This window comes from Actinophytocola gossypii (genome assembly GCF_025165815.1).
GTDB lineage: Bacteria > Actinomycetota > Actinomycetes > Mycobacteriales > Pseudonocardiaceae > Actinophytocola > Actinophytocola gossypii.
The window spans coordinates 411,245-432,226 of sequence record NZ_JAFFZE010000004.1; the positions used below are offsets into that span (position 1 = coordinate 411,245).

22 protein-coding genes are annotated in these 20,982 nt (G+C 71.1%); 12 read left to right on the forward strand and 10 right to left on the reverse strand.

Features of this window, described 5'->3' with window-relative positions:
* The first annotated feature begins 129 nt into the window (after positions 1–129).
* The 3 genes from JT362_RS03210 to JT362_RS03220 are packed head-to-tail and all read left to right on the forward strand — an operon-like array spanning position 130 to position 3,244.
* On the forward strand, positions 130–1,371 hold the full coding sequence (locus JT362_RS03210; protein WP_260189477.1) for a LeuA family protein: 1,242 nt from the start codon (positions 130–132) through the stop codon (positions 1,369–1,371).
* Positions 1,368–2,762, forward strand: a complete 1,395-nt coding sequence (locus tag JT362_RS03215) for a 3-isopropylmalate dehydratase large subunit (RefSeq protein ID WP_260189478.1) — start codon at positions 1,368–1,370, stop codon at positions 2,760–2,762. Before JT362_RS03210 ends, JT362_RS03215 begins: the two co-directional genes overlap by 4 nt.
* A complete protein-coding gene (locus JT362_RS03220) occupies positions 2,759–3,244 on the forward strand; it encodes a LeuD/DmdB family oxidoreductase small subunit (RefSeq protein WP_260189479.1) in 486 nt (161 codons plus the stop codon). The genes JT362_RS03215 and JT362_RS03220 overlap by 4 nt, the downstream gene beginning before the upstream one ends.
* Here the strand turns inward: JT362_RS03220 and JT362_RS03225 are convergent.
* From JT362_RS03225 to JT362_RS03250, 6 genes are all read right to left on the reverse strand, one after another.
* Positions 3,171–4,628, reverse strand: coding sequence for a pyridoxal phosphate-dependent decarboxylase family protein (locus JT362_RS03225; RefSeq protein WP_260189480.1), 1,458 nt, complete (start codon positions 4,626–4,628; stop codon positions 3,171–3,173). The genes JT362_RS03220 and JT362_RS03225 overlap by 74 nt on opposite strands.
* Positions 4,625–5,686, reverse strand: a complete 1,062-nt coding sequence (locus JT362_RS03230) for a GNAT family N-acetyltransferase (RefSeq protein WP_260189481.1) — start codon at positions 5,684–5,686, stop codon at positions 4,625–4,627. The genes JT362_RS03225 and JT362_RS03230 overlap by 4 nt, the downstream gene beginning before the upstream one ends.
* A gap of 69 nt (positions 5,687–5,755) precedes the next feature.
* The gene (locus JT362_RS03235; RefSeq protein WP_260189482.1) at positions 5,756–6,787 is read right to left on the reverse strand and encodes a fatty acid desaturase family protein; all 1,032 of its coding nucleotides are present in this window, start codon (positions 6,785–6,787) and stop codon (positions 5,756–5,758) included.
* Positions 6,788–6,857: 70 nt separating this feature from the next.
* On the reverse strand, positions 6,858–7,982 hold the full coding sequence (locus JT362_RS03240) for a winged helix DNA-binding domain-containing protein (RefSeq protein ID WP_260189483.1): 1,125 nt from the start codon (positions 7,980–7,982) through the stop codon (positions 6,858–6,860).
* Positions 7,983–8,029: 47 nt separating this feature from the next.
* Positions 8,030–8,668 carry a hypothetical protein gene (locus tag JT362_RS03245; RefSeq protein ID WP_260189484.1) on the reverse strand — a complete coding sequence of 213 codons (639 nt, stop codon included), beginning with the start codon at positions 8,666–8,668 and terminating at the stop codon, positions 8,030–8,032.
* 272 nt (positions 8,669–8,940) lie between these two features.
* Complete coding sequence (locus JT362_RS03250) at positions 8,941–9,603, reverse strand: GntR family transcriptional regulator (RefSeq protein WP_260189485.1); 663 nt, start codon at positions 9,601–9,603, stop codon at positions 8,941–8,943.
* Between the two features lie 78 nt (positions 9,604–9,681).
* Between JT362_RS03250 and JT362_RS03255 the strand changes: the two genes are divergently transcribed.
* From JT362_RS03255 to JT362_RS03280, 6 genes are all read left to right on the forward strand, one after another.
* Complete coding sequence (locus tag JT362_RS03255; RefSeq protein ID WP_260189486.1) at positions 9,682–10,440, forward strand: HpcH/HpaI aldolase family protein; 759 nt, start codon at positions 9,682–9,684, stop codon at positions 10,438–10,440.
* Positions 10,440–11,240, forward strand: coding sequence for a carbon-nitrogen hydrolase family protein (locus tag JT362_RS03260; RefSeq protein ID WP_260189487.1), 801 nt, complete (start codon positions 10,440–10,442; stop codon positions 11,238–11,240). The genes JT362_RS03255 and JT362_RS03260 overlap by 1 nt, the downstream gene beginning before the upstream one ends.
* 4 nt (positions 11,241–11,244) lie before the next feature.
* Positions 11,245–12,366, forward strand: a complete 1,122-nt coding sequence (locus JT362_RS03265) for a C4-dicarboxylate TRAP transporter substrate-binding protein (protein ID WP_260189488.1) — start codon at positions 11,245–11,247, stop codon at positions 12,364–12,366.
* Positions 12,367–12,499: 133 nt separating this feature from the next.
* Positions 12,500–13,018, forward strand: coding sequence for a TRAP transporter small permease subunit (locus tag JT362_RS03270; RefSeq protein WP_260189489.1), 519 nt, complete (start codon positions 12,500–12,502; stop codon positions 13,016–13,018).
* Positions 13,015–14,364: a TRAP transporter large permease gene (locus JT362_RS03275; protein ID WP_260189490.1), complete on the forward strand. Its 1,350-nt coding sequence runs from the start codon at positions 13,015–13,017 to the stop codon at positions 14,362–14,364. The genes JT362_RS03270 and JT362_RS03275 overlap by 4 nt, the downstream gene beginning before the upstream one ends.
* 29 nt (positions 14,365–14,393) lie before the next feature.
* Complete coding sequence (locus JT362_RS03280) at positions 14,394–15,041, forward strand: RraA family protein (protein ID WP_260189491.1); 648 nt, start codon at positions 14,394–14,396, stop codon at positions 15,039–15,041.
* Positions 15,042–15,045: 4 nt separating this feature from the next.
* Here the strand turns inward: JT362_RS03280 and JT362_RS03285 are convergent, their stop codons facing one another.
* Complete coding sequence (locus JT362_RS03285; RefSeq protein ID WP_260189492.1) at positions 15,046–16,152, reverse strand: serine hydrolase domain-containing protein; 1,107 nt, start codon at positions 16,150–16,152, stop codon at positions 15,046–15,048.
* Positions 16,153–16,249: 97 nt separating this feature from the next.
* Between JT362_RS03285 and JT362_RS03290 the strand changes: the two genes are divergently transcribed.
* Positions 16,250–16,903 (forward strand): TetR/AcrR family transcriptional regulator, encoded by a 654-nt coding sequence (locus tag JT362_RS03290; protein ID WP_260189493.1) that lies wholly within the window; start codon positions 16,250–16,252, stop codon positions 16,901–16,903.
* Between the two features lie 6 nt (positions 16,904–16,909).
* On the opposite strand, the gene JT362_RS03295 is transcribed toward JT362_RS03290, so the two are convergent.
* Both JT362_RS03295 and JT362_RS03300 read right to left on the reverse strand, forming a co-directional pair.
* Positions 16,910–17,497 (reverse strand): TetR family transcriptional regulator, encoded by a 588-nt coding sequence (locus tag JT362_RS03295; protein ID WP_260189494.1) that lies wholly within the window; start codon positions 17,495–17,497, stop codon positions 16,910–16,912.
* Between the two features lie 4 nt (positions 17,498–17,501).
* Positions 17,502–17,840 carry an alpha/beta fold hydrolase gene (locus tag JT362_RS03300; protein ID WP_260189495.1) on the reverse strand — a complete coding sequence of 113 codons (339 nt, stop codon included), beginning with the start codon at positions 17,838–17,840 and terminating at the stop codon, positions 17,502–17,504.
* A 337-nt stretch (positions 17,841–18,177) separates the two neighbouring features.
* Between JT362_RS03300 and JT362_RS03305 the strand changes: the two genes are divergently transcribed.
* Positions 18,178–18,711, forward strand: coding sequence for an EF-hand domain-containing protein (locus JT362_RS03305; RefSeq protein ID WP_260189496.1), 534 nt, complete (start codon positions 18,178–18,180; stop codon positions 18,709–18,711).
* An 80-nt stretch (positions 18,712–18,791) separates the two neighbouring features.
* Positions 18,792–19,247, forward strand: coding sequence for a hypothetical protein (locus JT362_RS03310; protein WP_260189497.1), 456 nt, complete (start codon positions 18,792–18,794; stop codon positions 19,245–19,247).
* Here the strand turns inward: JT362_RS03310 and JT362_RS03315 are convergent.
* Complete coding sequence (locus tag JT362_RS03315) at positions 19,198–20,970, reverse strand: FG-GAP-like repeat-containing protein (RefSeq protein ID WP_260189498.1); 1,773 nt, start codon at positions 20,968–20,970, stop codon at positions 19,198–19,200. The two genes, JT362_RS03310 and JT362_RS03315, sit on opposite strands and share 50 nt — an antisense overlap.
* Positions 20,971–20,982: the final 12 nt, after the last annotated feature.

Genomic DNA, 20,982 nt, shown 5'->3' on the forward strand with positions numbered 1-20,982 from the left:
TCCTGGCTGACCGAGAGGGAAAGTTAGTGGAGTACCAACGGTTTGTCATAGGCCCGATCGCAGTATTGACTCCGGTCGCGCCGGCACGTTTTGATTCTGCGCGGTCGAGCCGGACCAGCCGAGAGGATCATGGTGTCGGACACACTGCCCGAGGCGCTACCGACCATGCCCCCCGACGTCGAGGTGATCGACTGCACGTTGCGGGACGGTGAACAGACACCCGGGGTCTGGTTCACCGTCGAGGAGAAGGTCCGGCTCGCGGAGCTGCTGGCGGACGCCGGGATCGGCGTGCTGGACGCCGGTTTCCCCGGCGCGTCCGGCGCGGATCTCGAGGCGATGCAGGAGATGCGCCGCACCGGCGTGTCCGCCCGGATCGGCGCGACCGCGCGCCCGCTGCTCCAGGACATCGCCGCGGCGCACAAGGCGGGAGCCGACGAGGTCTTCCTGTTCATGCCGACCAGTGACCTGCGACTGCGGGAAACCCTTGGCATCACCCGGGACCAGGCCGCGCACCTGATGCGCTCCGGGGTGGACGAGGTGCTCGGCGACGGCATGGGACTCAACGTGGTGTTCGAGGACTCCACCAGGGCCGACCCAGCACACCTGGTCCGGTTGGTCGACGAGCTGTGCGTGCCCGGCACCGTGTCCCGGTTGGTTCTCGCCGACTCGGTCGGCTGCGCGCGCCCGGCCAGCATGCGCGCGCTGGTTCGTGCCCTGGCCGAACGGCTGGACCCGGACATCGCGATCTGCACCCACGCCCACAACGACTACGGCCTGGCGACGGCGAACACGCTGGCCGCCGTCGAGGCCGGCGCCCGGTCGATCACCTGCACGGTCAACGGGATCGGCGAACGGGCCGGCAACGCCGACCTCGCCGAGTGCCTGGCCGCGTTGACCCACCTGTACGGCGTGCGGCACGGCGTACTGGCCGACCGGCTGCCAGGACTGGCCGCCTTCGTCGAGCGGGCAAGCGGGATCCACATGAGCGCGACCAAGCCGGTCACCGGGTACAACGTGTACCGCCACGAGTCCGGGGTGCACGTGGACAGCATGCTCAAGGACACCCGCAGCTACGAGGTGCTGCCGCCGGCCTGGACCGGGCGTGAGCGTGCCTACGTGGTCGGCAAACACAGTGGCGCGTCGGTGATCCGGCACATCCTCAGCCAGGCGGACCCGCCGCGCGACGTCGACGAGGACACCGCGCGGCTACTGGTCGACCTGGTGAAGCGGACCGTCGAGAACGGGGACAAGTCCCAGCACGAGCTGGCGTACGCCGCGCGGGAGGCGTTCACCGCGGCCGCGCTGGCCGGCGTGCCACCGCACGTGGTGGTCTCCGAGTACGACCGCATTTCCTTGGGAGGAAACAGGTGAGGCGTGCCCAGCCGACCACCGCCAAAACCGTCACCTCAGGGGAACGTGACGCGACCCGGCCACAAATACGTGATCAAGCCGAACTTGCGCTTCCCAGCGCGACCAACAGGAAAAAATCCGGGGAGGCGGGGCGGACGCTGAGCGACAAGGTGATCGAGGCGCACGCCTGCGACGAGGACGACACGGCGCTCTACCGTCGGGTGAACGTCGACGCCGTGCTCGGCCACGACGCCACGACGGCGCTGCTCATCGACGACTTCGAGCGCCGCGGTCTGTCCATCTGGGACCGTGACCGGGTGCTGTTGGCCAACGACCACTTCTCGCCGCCCGCGACCGCCGAGCGGGCGGACATCTCCAACCGGTTCCTCGCCTTCGCACGCGAGCGGGAGATCCCGAACCTCATGCTGGACCGGGGGATCTGCCACCAGCTGCTGGTGGAGCACCAGCTGTGCCAGGCGGGCGGGCTGGTCGTCGGCGCGGACAGCCACACGATCATGGCCGGCGGCATCGGGGTGTGCGCGACCGGGATGGGCGCGACCGACATCCTGTTCACGCTGGCGACCGGGACCACCTGGCTGCGCAGGCCGGAGACCATCGCGGTCCGGTTCCACGGCGCGCTGCCGCCCGGATCGGGTGGCCGGGACGTCGTGCTGGCGCTGCTCGCGATCCTCGGGGAGAGCGGGGCGCAGTACCGGTCCCTGGAGTTCCACGACGAGTCCACGTCGCGGCTGTGCCAGGACGACCGGTTCGCCATCGCCAACATGGCGGTCGAGATCGGCGCCAAGTTCGGGGTGTTCGTGCCGGACGAGGTCACCGTCGACTACTACCGGAAACGGGACGGCGAACTGCTCGGCACCCTGGTCCGGCCGGACCAGGACGCGGTGTACGAACGGGTGATCGACCTGGATCTGTCCGAACTGGACCCTCGGGTGGCCAAGCCGTGGTCGCCGGCCAACGTGGTGCCGCTGCGGGAACTGGAGCCGACCCCGATCACCACCGCGTTCCTCGGTTCCTGCGCGAGCGGGCGGCTGTCCGACCTCCGGGACGCCGCCGCGGAGCTGACCGACCGGAAGGTGCACCCGGACGTCCGGTTCGTGGTGATCCCGGCGTCGGTGGAGGTGTTCAAGCAGGCGCTGCGGGCCGGCTACGTGGAGACCCTGACCGAGGCCGGCGCGATCGTGAACCACTCCAGCTGCGGCGCGTGCGGCGGCATCGACAAGGGCGTGCTCGGCGCGGACGACGTGTGCGTGTCCACCTCCAACCGCAACTTCCGCGGCCGGATGGGGCACTGGGACAGCCGCACCTACCTGGCCAGTGCGCGCACGGTGGCCCGCGCGGCCGCGCGGGGCGTGCTCGCGCCCGACCTGTACGGCGAGCGGAGGAACGGATGACCGCGATCGAGGGTCGCGTCTGGCTGTTCGGCGACGACGTGAACACCGACGTGATCCATCCGCCCGCGTTCTACAGCCTGGACCCGGACAAGGTCCGGCGCGGGCTGTTCCACGGCTACGATCCCGACCTCCAGCCCAGCCTGCGGCCGGGCGACGTGCTGGTCGCCGGGCGGAACTTCGGCTGCGGGTCGAGCCGGGAGACCTCGATCCGTTCGATCAGGCTCAACGAGGTCGGCGCGATCGTCGCGGTCGACTTCGCCCGGATCTTCTTCCGCAACGCGACCAACAACGGTCTGCCCTGCCTCACCTTCGCCGACGCCGGCGACCTGGCCCGGCTGCGTCAGGGGCAGCGGATCACGGTCGACCCGGACACGGCCGTCCTGCACACCGAGGACGGAAGCGTCCCGCTCACTCCCCCTGGCGCGTTCGTCCGCCGGATCTGGTCCGCGGGCGGCCTGCTGGAGCTGTTGGCACCCGGGTGACGCAGCGCCGGATGACGTCGAGGGCCTCGTCGACGTGTTCGGCGTGCGACCGGTGGCTGAGCACGCACATCCGGATCACGGTGTGGCCGTCGAGGCTGGTGCTGGACAGCAGCACCCGGCCGGAGGAGTTGATCCGGTCGAGCAGGCGTCGCGTCGCCTCATCGCCCGCCACGTGCCGGAAGACCACTGTGGATAGTTCGGGGCGTAGCGGCAGGTGCACTTCGGGAACGCGCCGCAGTTCGTCGTAGGCGTGGGCGGCGAGGTCCAGCTTCTCGTCCAGCGCGTCGCGGAACGCGGCGACGCCGTGCAGGTGCAGCGGCAGCCACAGCCGCAGGCCGCGGAACTCACGGGTCAGCTCGGCGCCGAGGTCGCCGTAGTTCGGCGGGACGTCGGTGGTGCCGAGGTCGTGCAGGTAGGGCGCCTCGTCCACGTGGGCAGCGCGCAACGCCCCGGGGTCGCGCACCAGCAGCACCCCGGTGCCGTGCGGCTGGAACAGGCTCTTGTGCGGGTCGAGGGTGATCGAGTCGGCCGAGGCGATGCCGGCGAGGCGGTCCCGCCCGCGCTCGGTGAGCTGGAAGAAGCCGCCGTAGGCCGCGTCCACGTGCAGCCACAGGTCCTCCCGGCGGGCGAGGGCGGCGATGTCCGGCAGCGGGTCGACGGTGCCGGTGGCGGTGCTGCCGGCCGTGCCGACGATCAGGAAGGGCCGTCGCCCGGCGGCCCGGTCGGCGGCGATCACCCGGGCCGCGGCGGCGACGTCCATGCGCAGGTCCCGCGTGGTCGGCACCACGCGCATGTTCTCCGGCGCGATGCCGGCGATCCTGGCCGCCTTCGCCACGCAGAAGTGGGTGTGCTCGGTGACGTACACCGTGCCGTCGCCGAACGCCTGGCCGAGGTGGTGGTGGCGGGCGGCGACCACGGCCGACAGCGTGCCCATCGACGCCCCGGTCGTGATCACTCCCCCGGACCCGGCCGGCAGGCCGAACTCGGCGCACAGCCAGCGCAGCACGCCCTCCTCCATGGCGACCAGGCCCGGTGCCGCCCAGGCCAGCGCGGTCTGCCGGTTCACCGCCCTGGCCAGCAGCTCGGCGATCGCGGCCGACGGCAGCCCGCCGGTGGGGATGTAGGCGAAGAACCGGGGCCCGGCCGTCTCCAACGCGTACCGGCCGGCGTCGCCGAACGTCGCCAGCAGCTCGTCGAACCGGCCGGCGTGCTCCGCCGGCGGCGTCCCGAACTCCTCCGCCGCCCGCGCGGGCAGCTCCGGCCCGTTCGCCGGCGCGTCGTGCACCCCGTCGAGGAACGAGACGACGAACCGGCCGGCGGCGTCGATCCACTCGGCGAGCGTGTCCTGGTCCGGATCGAGCGCGTCACCGGAGGTAGCGGTCACGCGCCGCCGTCCAGGTCGGTGCGCAGGATGCCCAGGAGCACCATGTCGCGGCGCCGGCCGTCCCGCACCTGCGCGCCGCGGACCACCCCGTCCCGCCGGAAGCCTGCCTTCTCCAGGGCACGCAGCTCGGCCACGTTGTCCACGTCGGTGCCGGCCTCCACCCGGTCCAGCCCGGTGGTGGCGAACAGGTGCTCGACGAGCAGCCGTTGCGCCGTGGTCCCCACCCCGCGGCCCCGCGCGTCGGGAACCAGTTCGATGCCGATGTTCCAGGCCGAGCAGCCGAACGTGCCGCCGTAGCCCACCGCGTGCCAGCTGACCACGCCGAGCAGGCGACCGGTCTCCGCGTCCAGCACGGCGCCGCGGAACGGCGTCCGCGGCGTCTGCGGGGACAGCCGGTCGTCGCGGTCGAGCCCGAAGGCACCGTCGGAGGCCTTCGCCACCGCCCGCCGGTCACCGGGGATGGCACGCGCGAGCACGACGCCGTCCCGCCGGGCGAGAACCTCCCGTTCGCCGTCGACGGCTCGGTCGATGGCCTCGAGGTCGGAGCGCAGCAAGCTGTACAGCACCATGTCGGTGCTCTCGCCGCCGCGCCGCGAGATCCCGCGGAGCACGCCCTCCAGGTGGAAGCCCGCGCTGTCGAGCCCGCGCCGCGCCGGCACGTTGTCCACGGCGGTCACCGCCTGGATCCGGTCGACCTCGGTGGTCGCGAACAGGTGCCTGGCCAGCAGCCTGCCCCCGCGCCCGCTCAGCCCCCGGCCCTGGGCCTCCGGCAGCAGGTGGAAGCCCTGGTTCCAGCCGATGCCGGACAGCACGGCGAGGTGGGGAACCGGGCGCCAGCTCATCGTGCCGAGCAGCTCACCGCTCTCCAGGTGAACCAGCCCGGCCCAGAACCGGGGGACGTCGAGGGGGATCGGCCGGTCGTCCGGATCACCGTCGAACGTCCGCTCGCACCGCGCGAGGATCGCCTCCGGCTCCCCCTCGCGCAGCTCCACGAGGGCGACGACGCCGTCACTCGCCAGCACCGTCCGCTCGGCCGGTCCGGCATCGATCCCGCTCATACACCACCACCGATTCAGCCGTGTGAACGCAAGTCCCGGCGGATGGTAGTGCCGATCGCCCGGGACGGGTCAGTGCCGTTCGCGGAGTGGGGCGCCGACCTCGTGCAGGTGGCGGAGTGCCTGTGCGTAGGAGTCGAACAGTCCGGTCTCCGCGTAGGGCACGCCCAGTTCGGCGCAGTAGTCGCGCACGATCGGCTGGGCGCGGCGCAGGTGCGGGGACGGCATGCTGGGGAACAGGTGGTGCTCGATCTGGTAGTTCAGGCCGCCGAGCGCGTTGTCCACGAACCAGTTGCCGCGCACATTGCGGGAGGTCAGCACCTGCCGGCGCAGGAAGTCCGGGCGCTCGTCGCCGGTCAGCGTGGGCATTCCCTTGTGGTTGGGCGCGAAGATCGAACCCATGTACACGCCCCACAGCGCCTGGTGCACGACCAGGAACAGCACCGCCTTGCCCGGGGACAGCACCACGAACAGCGCGCCGAGGTAGCCGGCGAAGTGCGTGAACAGCAGCACGGCCTCCAGGCCACGCCGCTTCACCACCGGGTTCCACAGCGCACGCACGCTGGAGACGTGCAGGTTCAGGCCCTCCAGGGTGAGCAGCGGGAAGAACAGGAACGCCTGCCACCGCCCGATGAAACTCGGCAGCCCGCGGCTGGCCCGCGCCTGGTCGTCCGACCACACGAGGATGTCCGGCGCCACGTCCGGGTCCAACTCCTCGTGGTTGGGGTTCGCGTGGTGCCGGGTGTGCTTGTCCATCCACCAGCCGTAGCTCATCCCGACACCCAGGTTGCCCGCGACGAACCCGCCGATCTCCGACCACCGCCGGGTGCGGAACACCTGCCGGTGCGCGATGTCGTGCGAGACCAGCGCGACCTGCCCGAACATCACGGCGAAGAACACCGCGACGAGCAGCTGCCACCAGGAGTCCCCCAGCGCGATGAAACCCGCCAGGCCACCGAGATAGCACACCGCGAGCAGTCCCAGCCGCACCACGTAGTACCCCGGACGCCGGTCCAGCAGCCCGGCGTCCTTGACGCGCCGGGCCAGCCGGGAGAAGTCGCTACCGGTCGACGAGGGAACCGACGGAGCGGTATCAGTTGTCATACGCACACTGTTCAGCATCGCCGGTGGGCGCGGGACCCCGGTGGCACCCGAATCGCTACGGGGGGCAGCCCTATTGTGCCGCCGCGGGCACCTCGGCAGCTGACTCAGCGTGGACCAGTACCCGCTTGCTGTCACCGTCGGACAGGAACGCCGCGAGCTCCTGCCCGTGCTCGGCGACGGCGGTGTGCTCGGCGCGGGAGAGGCGGCGCAGCGGGGTGACGACCACGGTGCCCGTGTCGACGGTCCACGTGGCGGCGACCCGGCCGTCGACCAGTGCCACGCGGGCGCCGGCGACCGACAGGCCGCGGTGGTCGTCGTCGATGATCCGGCCGCGGTCGTGGTAGCCGAGGATCGCGTTGTCGAACGCGGGCAGGAACCGCACCGGGGCGGGCGTGTCGGGGTCGGGGCGCGGCGCGTCGGGGAGGTCGACCAGCTCCCGGCCACGCTCGTCGCGGAAGGACACCAGCTCCTCGCGGATCGCGGCCACCGCGCCGGGGAGCCCGGCCAGACCGCACCAGGCGCGGAGATCGGCGACGGCGGCCGGCCCGTAGGCGGCCAGGTAGCGCCTGACCAGCGCCTCGCCGACCGGGTCGGAACCGTCCGGGGCGGGCGGGTCGATCTCCCGGCCGAGCCACGAGGCGAGCGCGACGTTCCGCACCGCTCGTTTGGTCCGCCACAGCCCGCGCGGCGGGAGCTGCACGACCGGGACGGCGGCCGCGACCGCCATCTCCCCCAGTGCCCGCGGCCCGCTCGCCGGCCAGCGCACGGCGAGCGCCCGGCCGATCTCGGCCATCGAGCGGGGTTCCTCGTCGGCCAGCAACGCCCGGACCGCCGCGGCGAACTCGTCGAGGTCCACCCCGTCGAACTCGCGGCGGTACACCCCGAGCACCCGTTGCCGGAGCATGGCGTCGTGCCGCGCCCGCCAGGCCAGCGCGTCGTCGGCCGGGACGAGGTGGATCGTGCGGCGCATGAGGTGGGTGCGGACCACGCGCCTGCCGGTCAGCAGCTCGTCGAGGGCGGCCGGTTCGAAGGCCCGCAACCGGGACCAGAGGCCGACGAACGGTTCCTGTGGTTCCTGGGCCTGCATACCGCACAGGTGTGCGACGGCGTCGAGCACCGGCAGGTCGGCGCGCTCCAGCAGCAACTGCCGGGCGAGCGTCGCGCGGTTGAGTGCCCTGGCGTCCAGCACGGTCATGGGGCAACCGTCGCACACGAAGCGGTCAGCGCGTGTCCTTTTCCCGGCTACCCGACCCTGCCGTGCAGAGCCGGGGACACATCAGCGGCGTCCGAGCCGGCGCAGGCGGACAGCAGGAGTCTGGTCGAGCGGTCGTGGTGGTGGCGTGCCAGGGCGTGGTCGCCGCGCGCGGTGGCCACGTCCCCGAGGGTCTGCCAGCGGGCCGCCTCGTCGGTGCGGTCGCCGTTGCGGTGGAAGACCGCCGCGGCGCGTTCGAGTACGCCGGTGCCCGCCAGCGTCCCGGCCGCCGCCCGGATCTGGCCGATGGTGGCCATGCCGGCGACCGCCAGGCCCTCGCCGCGCCGGTCACCCAGCCGCTCGAACAGTGTCCGCGCGTGCACCGGGTAGGCGCTTGCCCGGTCCAGTTCGTCCCGGTAGATGGTCACCTGGGCGAGACCGCGGAGCAGTTCCGCCTCTCCCCGCACGTTGCCGTGCTCGCGGACCGCGTCGAGGGCCAGCCGGTGCCCGTGCCGCCATTCCTCGTACAGGCCGCGGTGGTCGAAGTAGGGCGCCACGACCGCGGCCAGCTCCCAGGCGAGTTCGTCGAGCCCCCACCGCACGGCGAGCTCGATCGCCAGCAGAGCCGTGGACCGCTCGGCATCGAGCCAGGTCAGCGGATCGTCGACCGGCCGTGCGGCGACCGGCACCCCGCGCCTGGTCCGATCCTGCGCTGCACCGAGAGTTCGGGTGAGGGGAAGCCGTGCACGCCGGCGACCAGCCCCGACACCGACGGGGGAACGTTCGAGTACCACGCCGGACCGGTCGGCGTCACCAAGACCTCGAACCGCTGCGTCTGGGCCGGCGGCTACATCAACTGGAAGGGCACCACGTACAGCATCAGCAGCGGGCGACAGGGCTGCCCGAACTGATCCGTTCACGACGATGCCGCCCCCGACCGGAGGGCGGCATCGTCGCGTGGTCAGCCGGCGGAGAAGGCCCGAACCAGTTCCGGGACCTCGCGGAGGTGGGTCTCGATGATGCCGACGCCGCGCTCGCCGTCGTGCTCGTCGAGGGCCGCGACCAGCTCCCGGTGCTCCCGCTCGATCAGCGGCAGGCGCTCGGGGCTCGAGTGCAGGTTCTTGACGGCGAGGCGGATCTGGCGCGGGCGCAGTGAATCGTAGATGTCCGCCATCACCGCGTTGCCGGTGTGGCGGACGATCGAGGCGTGGTAGAGCTGGTCCAGGCGGGCCAGCTCGTCCCAGTTCTGGTCCCGCCGCGCCCGCTCCATCCCCTCGACCAGCTCGTGCGACTCGGGCGGCGCGCCGAGCCTGCGCGCACAGATCTTCGTCAGCGCGTCGGCCTCGATGACGAACCTGGTCTGGTAGATCTGCCGCATCTCGGTGACCGTGACGACCCGGACCTGTGCGCCCTTGCGCGGAACCAGGTCCACGAAGCGTTCCGCCTGGAGCCGGTGCAGGGCCTCCCGGATCGGCGTTCGGGACGTGCCCACCTCCCTGGCCAGCGCGACCTCGTCGAGGAACTGCCCTTCGGAGAAGGTCCCGGACAGGATCGCCTGCGCGATCCAGCCGTAGGCACGCTCACGCGCGGACGGAGGCGGGGCGTCGACTGGCTTCGGCGGCATCCGCCAAGCATACCTTTACACCTCACGTACACACCATGTATACATGGCGTCCACAGGAGCCCGGGTGGAGGGAGTCGCGTGAGCGGGCAGGGTGCGAAAAGGCATGGCGTCTGGCTGTCCGAGCCGTCCGCCGCCGCCGTCGAGATGGGTCACCAGGCGGGCTACGGCACGGTCGTGCTGGACATCGAACACGGAACGTTCGATCTCGCGGCGCTGGACTGGCTGATCCCGTTCGTCCGGGCCAAGGGCATGTACCTGATCGCCAAGGTGCTCGGTCCGGAACGCGGGCCCATCCAGCAGGCCCTGGACCTCGGCGCGGACGCCGTCGCGATCCCGCACATCGAGTCGGCCGAGCACGCGCGGCGGGTGTGCGGGTACGCCAAGTTCCCCCCGCTCGGCGACCGCTCCTTCGCGGGCGGGCGCACCTCCGCGTACGGCGGGTTCACCGACGAGTGGGTCACCGAGCAGGACACGGGCACGCGGTGCTTCCCGATGATCGAGGACGCCTCGGCGTTCGAGTCCGTCGAGGACATCCTCCGGCTGCCGGTGGTCGACGGCGTCTTCGTCGGCCCGTCCGACCTGTCGCTGCGCCGGGGACGCGGCGCCTACGGGGTCGAGGCCGACGACCTCGCCGACATCCGGCACGTCGCGCGGGCGGCCAGGGCCGCCGGCAAGCCGTGGATCCTGCCCGCCTGGAGCGAGCCGGAGCAGCGGCTCGCCGTCGAGGAGCGGGCCGAGACGATCGTCGTGACAATGCAGTACGCGGCCCTGCTGTCGGGATTCACCGGAAAGCTCCGCGCCCTGCGCGAGATCGAGAACGAACAGAGGAGCCGTTGATGACCCTGACCGTGGCGGTCGGCCAGTTCGCGCCGACCGAGGACAAGGCCGCCAACCTCGCGGCCATCGAAGGGATGCTGCGCGAGGCGGCCGACCGCGGCGCCCGCCTCGTCGTCCTGCCCGAGTACTCGGTGTTCACCGCGCCCCGGATGGACGACCGGTTCGTCGACAGTGCCGAACCGCTCGACGGTCCGACCGTCTCCCGGCTCTGCGCCCTGACCGAGCGGAGCGGCGTGACCGCGATCGTCGGGGTGAACGAGACCGCGGGCGACGGCCGGATCCACAACGCGCTGGTCGGCATCCAGCAGGGCGAGGTCCGGGCGGTCTACCGCAAGGTCCACCTGTACGACGCCTTCGGGTACCAGGAGTCGGACCGGGTGCTCGCCGCCGACCCGTCCGCGCCGGAGCTGCTCGAGGTGGACGGCTACCGGGTGGGCATGCAGACCTGCTACGACCTGCGGTTCCCCGAGACGTCCCGCACGCTCGTGGACGCCGGGGCGGACGTCATCGCGCTGCCCGCCGAGTGGGTGCCCGGCCCGCTCAAGGAGCAGCACTGGAACACCCTGATCCGGGCCAGGGCGATCGAGAACACCGTCTACGTCGCCGCGGCCGACCAGTGCGCGCCAACCGGCTCTGGCCACAGCGCGCTGATCGACCCGATGGGCATCACGGTGGCGGCGCTCGGCGAAGGTCCCGGCCTGGCGACCGCGGTCGTGGAGCGCGCCCGGCTCGACCACGTCCGGCAGGTCAACCCGGCCCTGTCCCTGCGACGCTACCGAGTGACTCCCGCCGGAGCGTGATCACATGACGTATCAGGCGACCCGTGGCGTGGCGGCGCGAGCGCGGCTTCTCCGGCCGGTGGCCATCGCCGCGGCCGTGACGATCGGGGCGGCGGGACTCGCCGCCTGCGGCCCGGCCGGCGAGGACGACACCTTCGTCCTGCACTACACGACGTACTCGAGCCCGACCTCCGACCAGTCGAAGGCGGTGCAGCGCTGGGCCGAGGAGGTGGAGCAGCGCACCGACGGCGGTGTCACCGTCCGCTTCCACTACTCGGAGAGTCTGGTGGACGCCGACGAGGCGGTGCGGGCCTCCCAGGACGGGCGCGCCGACCTGGCGCAGGTCGGCTCCATCTACGCGGCGTCTGACCTGTCGATGTTCACCGTCATCGAGCTGCCGTTCGAGACGAACAACCCCGAGGTGCAGATGACGGCCATCATGCGCCTGTACGAGGAGAACCAGACCTACCGGGAGGACTTCGAACGGCAGGGCGTCCGGTTCCTGTTCCCCATCCCGCTCGGCAACGCCGTCCTCGGCACGAACCGGCCGGTGGAGAGCGTCGACGATCTGCGCGGGCGCAGCATCCGGTCCGGTGGCCTGATGTCCGAGGTCATGCTCGCGGTCGGCGCCAACCCGGTCGCGATGACCGCGAACGACATCTACGAGTCGTTGGAGCGGGGTGTCGTCGACGGCTACACCGCGCTCGCCGTGGCCAACCTGTCGACCTTCGGGCTCGCCAAGACGACGCGGTACCTGACCGACCCGGGCGTCGGTGCGTACTCCTCGTCGATCGTGGTGGTCAACGAAGAGGTCTACCAGTCGATGCCGGACCGGTACCAGCAGGCGTTGCAGGCGGCGTCCGACAACTCCATCGCCAACGGTCTCGAGGAGATGGACGCCGCCGCCGGCACCGCCTGCGCGGAGCTGAAGGCCGCCGGCACCGAGTTCGGTGCGTTCCCCGAGGACCAGGTCGCCGACTGGAAGGAGCGGGCCGACATCGCCGAGAGCTGGGTGGCCCGCTACGAGCAGAAGGGCTACGACGCCCGCTCGGTGCTCGAGGACTACCGGCGGATCATCGACGAGGAGACCCCGCGCTCGGACTACCGCGCACCGCTCGCGGCCTGCATGAAGGGCGAAGTCCGATGAAACACCTTCTGTCAACCACCTTCGCAGCGGTCACCTCAGGGGAACGTGACGCAAGCCGGCCACAAGTACGTGACCAGGCCGAACCCGCGTTCTCCAACGCGACCAACAGGGATGAATGCGGGGAGGCGGAACAGTGAGCGCGGGGCGGTTGTCGCGGGTCGCGCGGGTCAGCGCCACGGTCTTCGGCCTGACGGCCGGGGTGTTCCTGCTCGCCCTCGTCCTGCTCACCGTCGCCGACGTCGGCGGCCGGTCGCTGTGGAACCAGTCGGTTCTCGGTACGGTCGACATCTCGACGTTGCTGCTCGTGGCGATCGCGTTCCTCGGGCTGGCGTCCGCGGAGCTGGACGGGCGCCACGTGTCCGTCGCGATGCTGGAGGAACGGCTCAGCCGCAAGCGGCGCGTGGTGCTCTCCGCCGTCCGGGCGGTGCTGCTGGCCGGGATCGGCCTGCTGCTCGTCTGGGGTCTCGCCGACGTCCTGTTCAGCGCGGTCGACCGGGGTGAGACCACCAACGACATCCTCCGGCTGCCGACGTGGCCGGCGAAGCTCGTGCTGTTCGTGTCGTTCGCCGCGTTCTTCGTCGCCGCCGTCGCCAAGGAGATCCAGGAGCTGCGGGCCCTCCGCCGGAACCAGGACCAGGAGGCGAACCGATGACCACGATGACGCTCATCGCCCTTGTCGTCGTCGTCGTGTTGTTCCTGACGCTGCTGGCGATCAGGTTCCACGTCGGGCTGTCGCTCATGCTGGCCGGCCTGGTCGGGGTCGTGCTGCTCCGCGGCTCGGACGCCGCGGTCAGCACGGTGTCCAACCAGCCCTTCTCGACCGCGGCCGACTACTCGTTGACGATCGTGCCCCTGTTCATCCTGATGGGTGTGCTGGCGGTGAACGCGCGGCTCGCGCAGGCCGGGTTCGACCTCGCGTCGCGGGTGCTGCGCAAGCTGCCGGGCGGCACCGCGCTGGCGTCGCTGAGCGGGTCCGCGCTCTTCGCCGCGGTGACCGGGTCCAGCGTCGCCACCGTGGCCACCATGGCCAGGGTGTCCACCGATGCGATCGTCAAGGCGGGCAACGGGATCAGGCTCGCCGCCGGCGTCGTCTGCGCCGGCGGAACGCTCGGGGTGCTGATCCCGCCGTCGATCGTCCTCGTGCTGTACGGGGTCGTGACGGACGAGAACATCGGGCACCTGCTGCTGGCCGGGATCGGGCCGGGACTGCTGACCGTGCTCGCCTACGCGGTCACCGTCGTCGTGGTCGCGACGCGGGAACGCAGGCGGGCGCCGGTGCCGGCCGGTACGGCGGGTGGCGCCGTGGACGGGAGCGACCGGGAACCGGTGACGCCGCCCAAGCTGGACCTCACCGGTTTCGGGTTCCTGGTCGTGATCTTCCTGGTCTCGATCGGCACGATCTACTTCGGCGTCGCCACGCCCACCGAGGCGGCCTCGTTCGGTGCCATGGCCGCGCTGGTCATCCTGCTGATCCGCACCAGGCCGCCGCGCTGGCTGAGCTCGATCAAGAACTCGATCGTCGAGGCCGTCGGCCTGACCGCCATGACGTTCCTGCTGATGACCGGCGCCGGGGTGTTCACCTACTTCCTCGCGCTGTCCGGCGCGAGCACGGCCCTGGTGAACGCCGTCCTCGCCGCGGACCTGGCGCCGTACCTGGTGCTCGGGCTGTGTCTCGTGCTGTTGCTGCCGCTCGGGATGTTCCTCGACGGGATCTCGATGATCCTGATCGCGGCGCCGCTGCTGCACCCGATCCTGGTCGGGTACGGCTTCGACGGGATCTGGCTCGGCGTCCTGATCGTCAAGGTCGCCGAGATGGCGCTGATCACCCCACCGGTCGGGATGAACGCGTTCGTCTACTCCGGATCGGTGCCGGAGGCCGGGCTGGGCCGGATCTTCCGCGGCATCGTGCCGTTCATCGTCGCGGACATCGTCGTCGTGGCACTGCTCGTGCTGCTGCCGGACATCGTCACGTTCCTGCCGTACCTCTCCAGCGCGTGACAACCCTCCATCTCAGAAGAAAGGACACCATGTTCGTCGTCAACGACATGCCGGAACCGATCGACGACCGGATCGTCAGCGAGCTGTCGACGGTGTGCGTCTCGACGCTCGGGCACATGCGCGACCACGGGTTCGCGCTCGGGTTGGTACCCAACCGCAGGCCCGTCCGGTTCGTCGGCACCGCCGTCACCGTCCGGATCCCGCACCTGGACTCGACGGCGGTGCACCTGGCCGTGGACATGCTCCGGCCGGGTGACGTGCTGGTGGTCGACCAGTCCGGTGACCACCAGCGCTCCTGCTTCGGCGGCCTGGTCTCCTTCACGGCCAAGGCCAGGGGTGCCGTCGGCGCCGTACTCGACGGCTCGATCAACGACCACGACGAGACGCTCGCCTACGACTTCCCCGTCTTCTCCCGCGGGTTCAGCCCGCTGACCACGCGCATCGCGGGCGTGGAGGGCGCGATCAACGTCCCGGTCACCGTGGCCGGCGCCGTGGTCAACCCCGGTGACGTCGTCTTCGCGGACTCCGACGGGGTCGCCTTCCTGCGGCCCGCCGACGCGGTCGGCCTCGGCGCCCAGCTCGCGGCGAAGGAGAACGCCGAGATCCCGGCCCGCGAGTCGATCGCGAACGGCGGGAGCATCGCCGAGTTCTCCGGGGCGGCCGCGTACCGCCCGTGACGCCTCACATCGCCGTCCGGTAGAGCGCGGCGAGGGCGCCGTCGACGGGGTGCGGCAGCGGCCGACCCGAGGAGCCGAGCCGGTTCCACCGCTGCAGGTTCAGCGCGACGGCCATCCGCCGTGCCCCGTCGGCGCGGGTCATGGCCATCGTGCCGCCGCCCCAGACGGTGCCACCGTGACCCCAGAACGCGGTACCCGGCTCCATCGGGTGCAGGCCGAGGCCGTAGTCGATCACCTCGCCCTCCTGGGAGACCACCCGGACGGTGCGGCGCATCTCCGCGAGCGAGGACTCCGCGACGATCTCGCCGGCGAGCAGCAGGCCGTAGAAGCGGTTGAGGTCCGCGACGGTCGAGACCAGCGCGGCCGCCGGGCCGACCCAGGACATGTCGTAGACGCTGTAGTCGCGCGGGGGGTCGATCATGCCGAACCACGACTCGTAGAGCCGTGAATGTGGCCCCCGCACCTCCGGCCGGGTGGGGAACCCGGTGTCGCGGAGACCGGCGCGCTCGATGACGTCCTGGGTGATGTACTCCTCGGCCGGGGTGCCGGTCACCCGCTCCAGCAGCTCGCCGAGGAGCAGGTAGTTGGTGTTGGAGTACACCCCGGGGGTCCCGCCCGGGGTGCCCGTGGCCGGCGCGCCGACCCCCATCGCGATCAGTTCGACCGGGTCGAACCGGGTGAACCGGTTGTCGTCGAAGCTGTCCGGGGTCGTCTCGGCCAGGTCGGGGAACGCCTTCAGTGAGGGGAAGGCGTACGGCAGGTACTCGGCGAGGCCACTGGTGTGGTTGAGCAGCATCCGGACCGTGACCGAGTCGCCGCGTTCGCCGGGAACCAGCCTCGGCAGGTAACGGCCGATCGGGTCGTCCAGCCCGATCTCACCCGCCTCGACCTGCCGCAGCACCGCGGCCGAGGTGAAGGTCTTGGTGACGCTGCCGACGCGGTGCCGCAGGTCCGGGGTGACCGGTCGGCCGGTGTCGAGGTCGGCGACCCCGGCGGCACCGCGCCAGACCTGGTCGCCGTCACACACCTCGGCGAAGACGCCGGGCACCCCCGCGCGGTGAACCTCGTCCAGGGCGGCGTTCAGGGCGTCGGGGTTCAGTGGGTTGATCAAGGCAAGGTCCTTTCGAGCCAGCTTTGTCCTCATTATGCACGCGGTGCGTGCAACAGCAAGTGCATGGGCTATGCTGAGCGTCGTCGAGAGGAGTGGGATGACGGGCCGAAGGCGTTGGTCGACCGAGGAGATCCTGGACAGCGCGGCCGAGTTGCTGCGCACGGGCGACGCGGACTCGTTCAGCGTGCGCAAGCTCGCCGCCGCGCTGGGCACCGACTCCTCCAGCCTCTACCGGCACTTCCGCAGCAAGACCGAGCTGCTGCGCGCGGTCGCGGACCGGATCCTCGCCGCCGCCATGGACGGCCACCGGCCGGAAGGCGACTGGAAGGAGCGCATCACCGGCACGGCCCTACGCCTGCGCGAGGCGTTCGGGCGGCAACCGGAGCTCGCCGTGATCTGGGGCCGCTACGCGTCCAGCGGCGCCGGTTCCCGCGCCGTGATGGAGGAGGTGCTGCGGGACCTGCGCGCGTCCGGCCTGCCCGACGAGCAGGTTCCCGCCCAGTACCACCGGCTCGCGGTCCTGATCGCCGCACTGATCGCCTCCGACGCCGCGATCAGCACCCGCGCCCCGGCCGAACACGAGCAGGGCATGGAGATGTTCCGCGTCGCCGTACTTGGCGCGGATCCGGACCGCTTCCCCGCCCTGGCCCACTTCGCCCGCGACCTCCAGCCCCTCGGAGCCGACCGCCGCGACGCGTTCGAGGAGATCCTCGCCGCCCAACTCGCGCACATCGAGGCCGCGATCCCCTGACCGCGGCTACGTCGTCTCGTAGACGGCCAGGAGGTCGGCCATGCTTTCGATGGCCGAGCGCAGCTGGTCCGGGGTGACGGGGCCGAGGTGGCGTGCGGCGTGCAGTAGGCCGAGGGTGGTGCTGGACAGGGCGAGGGCGAGCCCCTCCGGGTCGACCTCGCGGACGAACGCGCCGCGCCGCCGGAGCGCGGTGATCCGGTCGACGACCGTTCGGTGGCGCAGGCGGAAGCGGTCGTCGGTGACGGAGTCGAGGTAGGAGCCGAGCACGCTCCGGTCGTCGAGGAAGGCCGCGGTCATCAGGGGGTCGTCGAGGAGGACTCGCGCGCTGACGGCGAAGGCCCGGCTCAGGGGTGGGTGTTCCTCGTTCCCGAGGAGTTCCTGGGCGGCCAGGGTCATGCGTTCCGACGCGCGGCGCAGGACCGCGTCGATGATGTCGTTCTTGCTGGCGAACTCCCGGTAGACGGCCCCCTTGGCGATGCCGACGCGCTCGGCGATGCGCTGCACGCTCATCGCGTCGAAGCCGTGTTCGAGGACCAGTTCCTCGGCGGCGTCGAGGATGCGGCGCCCGCGCTCGGGGATCAGTGGTCGCGGCACGGGCTCACCAGTCCAGGCGGTCGAGGAACTCGGTCATGGCCCGCACCGTGAGGTCGGGGGCGTCGCGCTGTACCCAGTGGCCGGCGCCCGGTGCGATCACCAGCCGTGCGTCGGGGATCAGGTCCGCGGGACTGTGGCCGTACCCGGGGTGGTCCGGGGCGACCACGCTGTACCCGGCCGCGGCCAGCCGCGGGCCGACTCCACCCCACGACAGGGAGGCGCTGTCGGTGCCGCCGCCGTGCAGGAGCAGCACGGTGCGCTCCCGCGCCGACGGCCGTGGGCCCCAGCGGAGCGCGGAGACCAGCCCCCAGCCGAGGTCCGTGTCGAACCGGTCCGCCGTCACCGCATCCATCCCGTTGTGACCGATCTTGCCATCTCGGTCACAACGTAGCACGTGCCGTCGCCGCCGAGTTCACGATTTCGGTGCACGGGGTCACTCGGCACGGTTGCCGGCGAGTGGTGCGGCGGCGCACAACGTGAGGTATCGACGACATCCGACTCTCGCGTGCGCCCTTTCGAGTGGTCGCGAAAACTCGCCTCGCCGTCCAGAACGGCGTGTGTTTAGACTCCAAGGGTCGGTATCGATACGCCGATCTGAAAAGCATTTCGTACCCCCAAGGGCATCGAAAAAAACTCGCGACATCGGAATTACTCGAACAATTCCGGGATAGGGGAAACGTATGACCGCGTCCATGTCGAAACCGAATGTGCAGGATCGGCTGCAACGTCGTTTTCAGCGGTGGGACTCCGACGACAGCGGCAGCCTGGAACGGTCCGACTTCGAACGCGAAGCGGCTTCCATCGCCCAGCGCATGGGGGTGAGCACGCAGCAGGCCGCTCCGCTGAAGAAGGCCCTCACCGCCATGTTCGACGACATCGCGAGGGACGGTGGCGCCAACCCGGCCGGCCCGATCTCCCGGGCGGAGTACGACCGGGCCGCGGAGGTGTGGATGGGCCACGACGAGAACGTCATCCGCCAGCGCATGCGGCCGATGGTCGAAGCGATCGTCAGCATGGCGGACAAGGACGGCAGCGGCACCATCGACCGCAAGGAGTTCGTGGCCTGGATCTCCGCGGTCGGCGCGGGCGACGGTCAGGCGGGCGACGCGTTCGACAGCATCGACACGAACGGCAACGGCAGTCTGAGCGCCGACGAGGTTCTGCAGGCCTGTGTCGACTTCCACCTCGGCAGGAGCACGTTCGAACTGCTCTGATCACACCCAGTTCACCGGAACGATCGGTGCTTCCCAATGACGGGGAAGCACCGATCGTCGTGACGTGTTCGGAGCCAGGTATGACCGAGTTCGGCGGGCCGAGAAACGGCCGGATCTGGCTCCGGGCCGGACTGCTGACCTTCGCGGTGATCCAGGGTGTACCCGCGGTGTGGGCGGCGTGCTGGCCGAATTCGTTCTACACCGGCTTCCCGACCACCGGCCGGGCGTGGCTGACGTTGTTCCCGCCGTACAACGACCACCTGGTGCGCGATTTCGGCCTGATGGCCCTCCAACTCACCGCGATGTTCGTGTACTCGGCGATAACCCTGGAGTTCCGCCTGGTGCGGGCGATCCTGCTGGCGGCGCTGCTGTTCTACGTTCCGCACCTCGTCTACCACCAGTCGCACGTCGTGCTGGGCACGGACACGCTCGTCCAGCTGGCCTCCCAGGTCGTGCCCGTCGTGCTACTGGTCGCGCTGCTGGTCGTCAACCACCGCAGCGCCCGCCGAACACGTCGGCCTTCCCGTCCCCGGTGAAGTCGGCGATCGCGAGGCTCGTGGCCGGGCAGGTCGCGCGGGCGAGCGGCTGCCAGGACGTCCGGCCACCCGAGGAGAAGTACCACTGCCGGCCGTCGCTGCGGAACACGTCCGTGCGGCCGTCCCCGTCGAGGTCGCCGAACCTCAGTGCCGGAACCGCGTACCCGGACGTCGCCAGCGGTGACCAGAGCTCGCTGCCGCCGGAGGAGAACCGCCACTGGCCGTCGACCTGCGCGAACACGTCGGTGCGGCCGTCGCCGTCGAAGTCACCGAAGCCCAGCTCGTCGACCGGCATGGTGGCGCGCGCGAGCGGCTGCCACGCCGTCCGCCCGCCCGAGGAGAAGTACCACTGGCTGCCGTTCGTACGGAACACGTCCGTGCGGCCGTCACCGTCGAAGTCACCGAACCGCAGGTCCGCCAACCCGATGCCGGACGTGTTCAGGGTCTGCCAGCCGCCGCTGGCCGCAGGCGAGAACCGCCACTCCCCGTTCGACGCGGTGAACACATCGGTACGCCCGTCACCGTCGAAGTCGCCGAACCGGATCGCCTGCCGGGTGATGCCGGACTTCGCCCCGGCGACCCAGCGGCCCTCCCCCGCCGGCGAGTAGTACCAGCGGTACCCGGTCGCCCGGAACACGTCGATGCGGCCGTCGCCGTCGAAGTCGCCGAAGCCGACCTCCGACACGTCGAAGGTGTACGGCGCGAGCGGCTGCCACGACGCGGTGCCGCCGCTGGACAGCCGCCAGGCCACCAGCCGGCGCGAGCCCTGCACGTGGCAGTCGCCGGTGGTGGTGCCGTAGGTGTTGGCACCGACGTGGAAGTTGCCGGAGAAGTGCACCTGGCGGACCGCGGACGAGCCACTGGAGTGGGCGAAGCAGTTCCGCTCGATCCAGGCACCGGTGGCCGGCCTGCCCCGGACCGCGATCGCCGACTGCGCGGCCGACCGGAAGCTGTTGTGCTTGATGTGGATGACGTCCCCGGCGTACGGCGCCCCGTTGTCCAGGGCCTCGTTCTCGCCGTGCATGTCGAAGCCGTGCGACCGGGCGTTGTCCACCACCAGGTTGTACCGGGCGTCGTAGCGCTGGGTCCGCAGCCCGTTGCCGGCGATGGCGTGCCGGTTCTGCTCGAACCTGTTGAACTCGATGACCGCGCTGGAACTGTTGTACAGCACGACGCCGTAGCCGAGCCCGGTGCGCCGGTTGTGGTGGATGTGGTTGTCCCGGACCAGTGCCTCCATCGTGTTCCCGAGGTAGACCGCGCCGTGCGACCACGCGGAGAGCTCGTTGTTGTCCACGACCAGGTCCGACGCGTCGAGCGCCTCGATGCCGCGGGAGTTGTCGTACTGGTAGGCGTTGTCCCGGATCTCCGGGTCCGGCCCGCGCAGCCGCAGCCCGGTGATCCGCACGCCACTCCCCCTCGGCGAGAACTGCGCCCACACCTCGCGCTCGCCCGCGTCGAGTTCGGTGTTGTAGAGCAGCGCGCCCGGCGAGCCGTTCCGGCCCCGGTCACTGGCCAGGGTGACGCCGGCCGGGATCACGATCCGCTTGTACCCGGTCAGATCGATCGACGCGGAGCCGTCGACGAACACGGTGTCCCCCGCCGTCGCGCCGGCCAACGCGGCCAGCAGCTCGTCCCTCGTGTCCACCGTGACGTCCGCCGCCGCCGCGGGAACCGGGGACATCGCCAGCAGAACCGCGCCGAGAACCACACCTAACCGTCGCATGATCGCCTCCTG

Coding starts and splice junctions, on each gene's coding strand:
- JT362_RS03210 (WP_260189477.1), top strand. CDS start 130: ATGGTGTCGGACACACTGCCCGAGGCGCTACCGACCATGCCCCCCGAC.
- JT362_RS03305 (WP_260189496.1), top strand. CDS start 18,178: ATGACCGCGTCCATGTCGAAACCGAATGTGCAGGATCGGCTGCAACGT.
- JT362_RS03220 (WP_260189479.1), top strand. CDS start 2,759: ATGACCGCGATCGAGGGTCGCGTCTGGCTGTTCGGCGACGACGTGAAC.
- JT362_RS03265 (WP_260189488.1), top strand. CDS start 11,245: ATGACGTATCAGGCGACCCGTGGCGTGGCGGCGCGAGCGCGGCTTCTC.
- JT362_RS03260 (WP_260189487.1), top strand. CDS start 10,440: ATGACCCTGACCGTGGCGGTCGGCCAGTTCGCGCCGACCGAGGACAAG.
- JT362_RS03230 (WP_260189481.1), bottom strand. CDS start 5,686: ATGAGCGGGATCGATGCCGGACCGGCCGAGCGGACGGTGCTGGCGAGT.
- JT362_RS03250 (WP_260189485.1), bottom strand. CDS start 9,603: ATGCCGCCGAAGCCAGTCGACGCCCCGCCTCCGTCCGCGCGTGAGCGT.
- JT362_RS03275 (WP_260189490.1), top strand. CDS start 13,015: ATGACCACGATGACGCTCATCGCCCTTGTCGTCGTCGTCGTGTTGTTC.
- JT362_RS03290 (WP_260189493.1), top strand. CDS start 16,250: ATGACGGGCCGAAGGCGTTGGTCGACCGAGGAGATCCTGGACAGCGCG.
- JT362_RS03310 (WP_260189497.1), top strand. CDS start 18,792: ATGACCGAGTTCGGCGGGCCGAGAAACGGCCGGATCTGGCTCCGGGCC.
- JT362_RS03315 (WP_260189498.1), bottom strand. CDS start 20,970: ATGCGACGGTTAGGTGTGGTTCTCGGCGCGGTTCTGCTGGCGATGTCC.
- JT362_RS03280 (WP_260189491.1), top strand. CDS start 14,394: ATGTTCGTCGTCAACGACATGCCGGAACCGATCGACGACCGGATCGTC.
- JT362_RS03235 (WP_260189482.1), bottom strand. CDS start 6,787: ATGACAACTGATACCGCTCCGTCGGTTCCCTCGTCGACCGGTAGCGAC.
- JT362_RS03240 (WP_260189483.1), bottom strand. CDS start 7,982: ATGACCGTGCTGGACGCCAGGGCACTCAACCGCGCGACGCTCGCCCGG.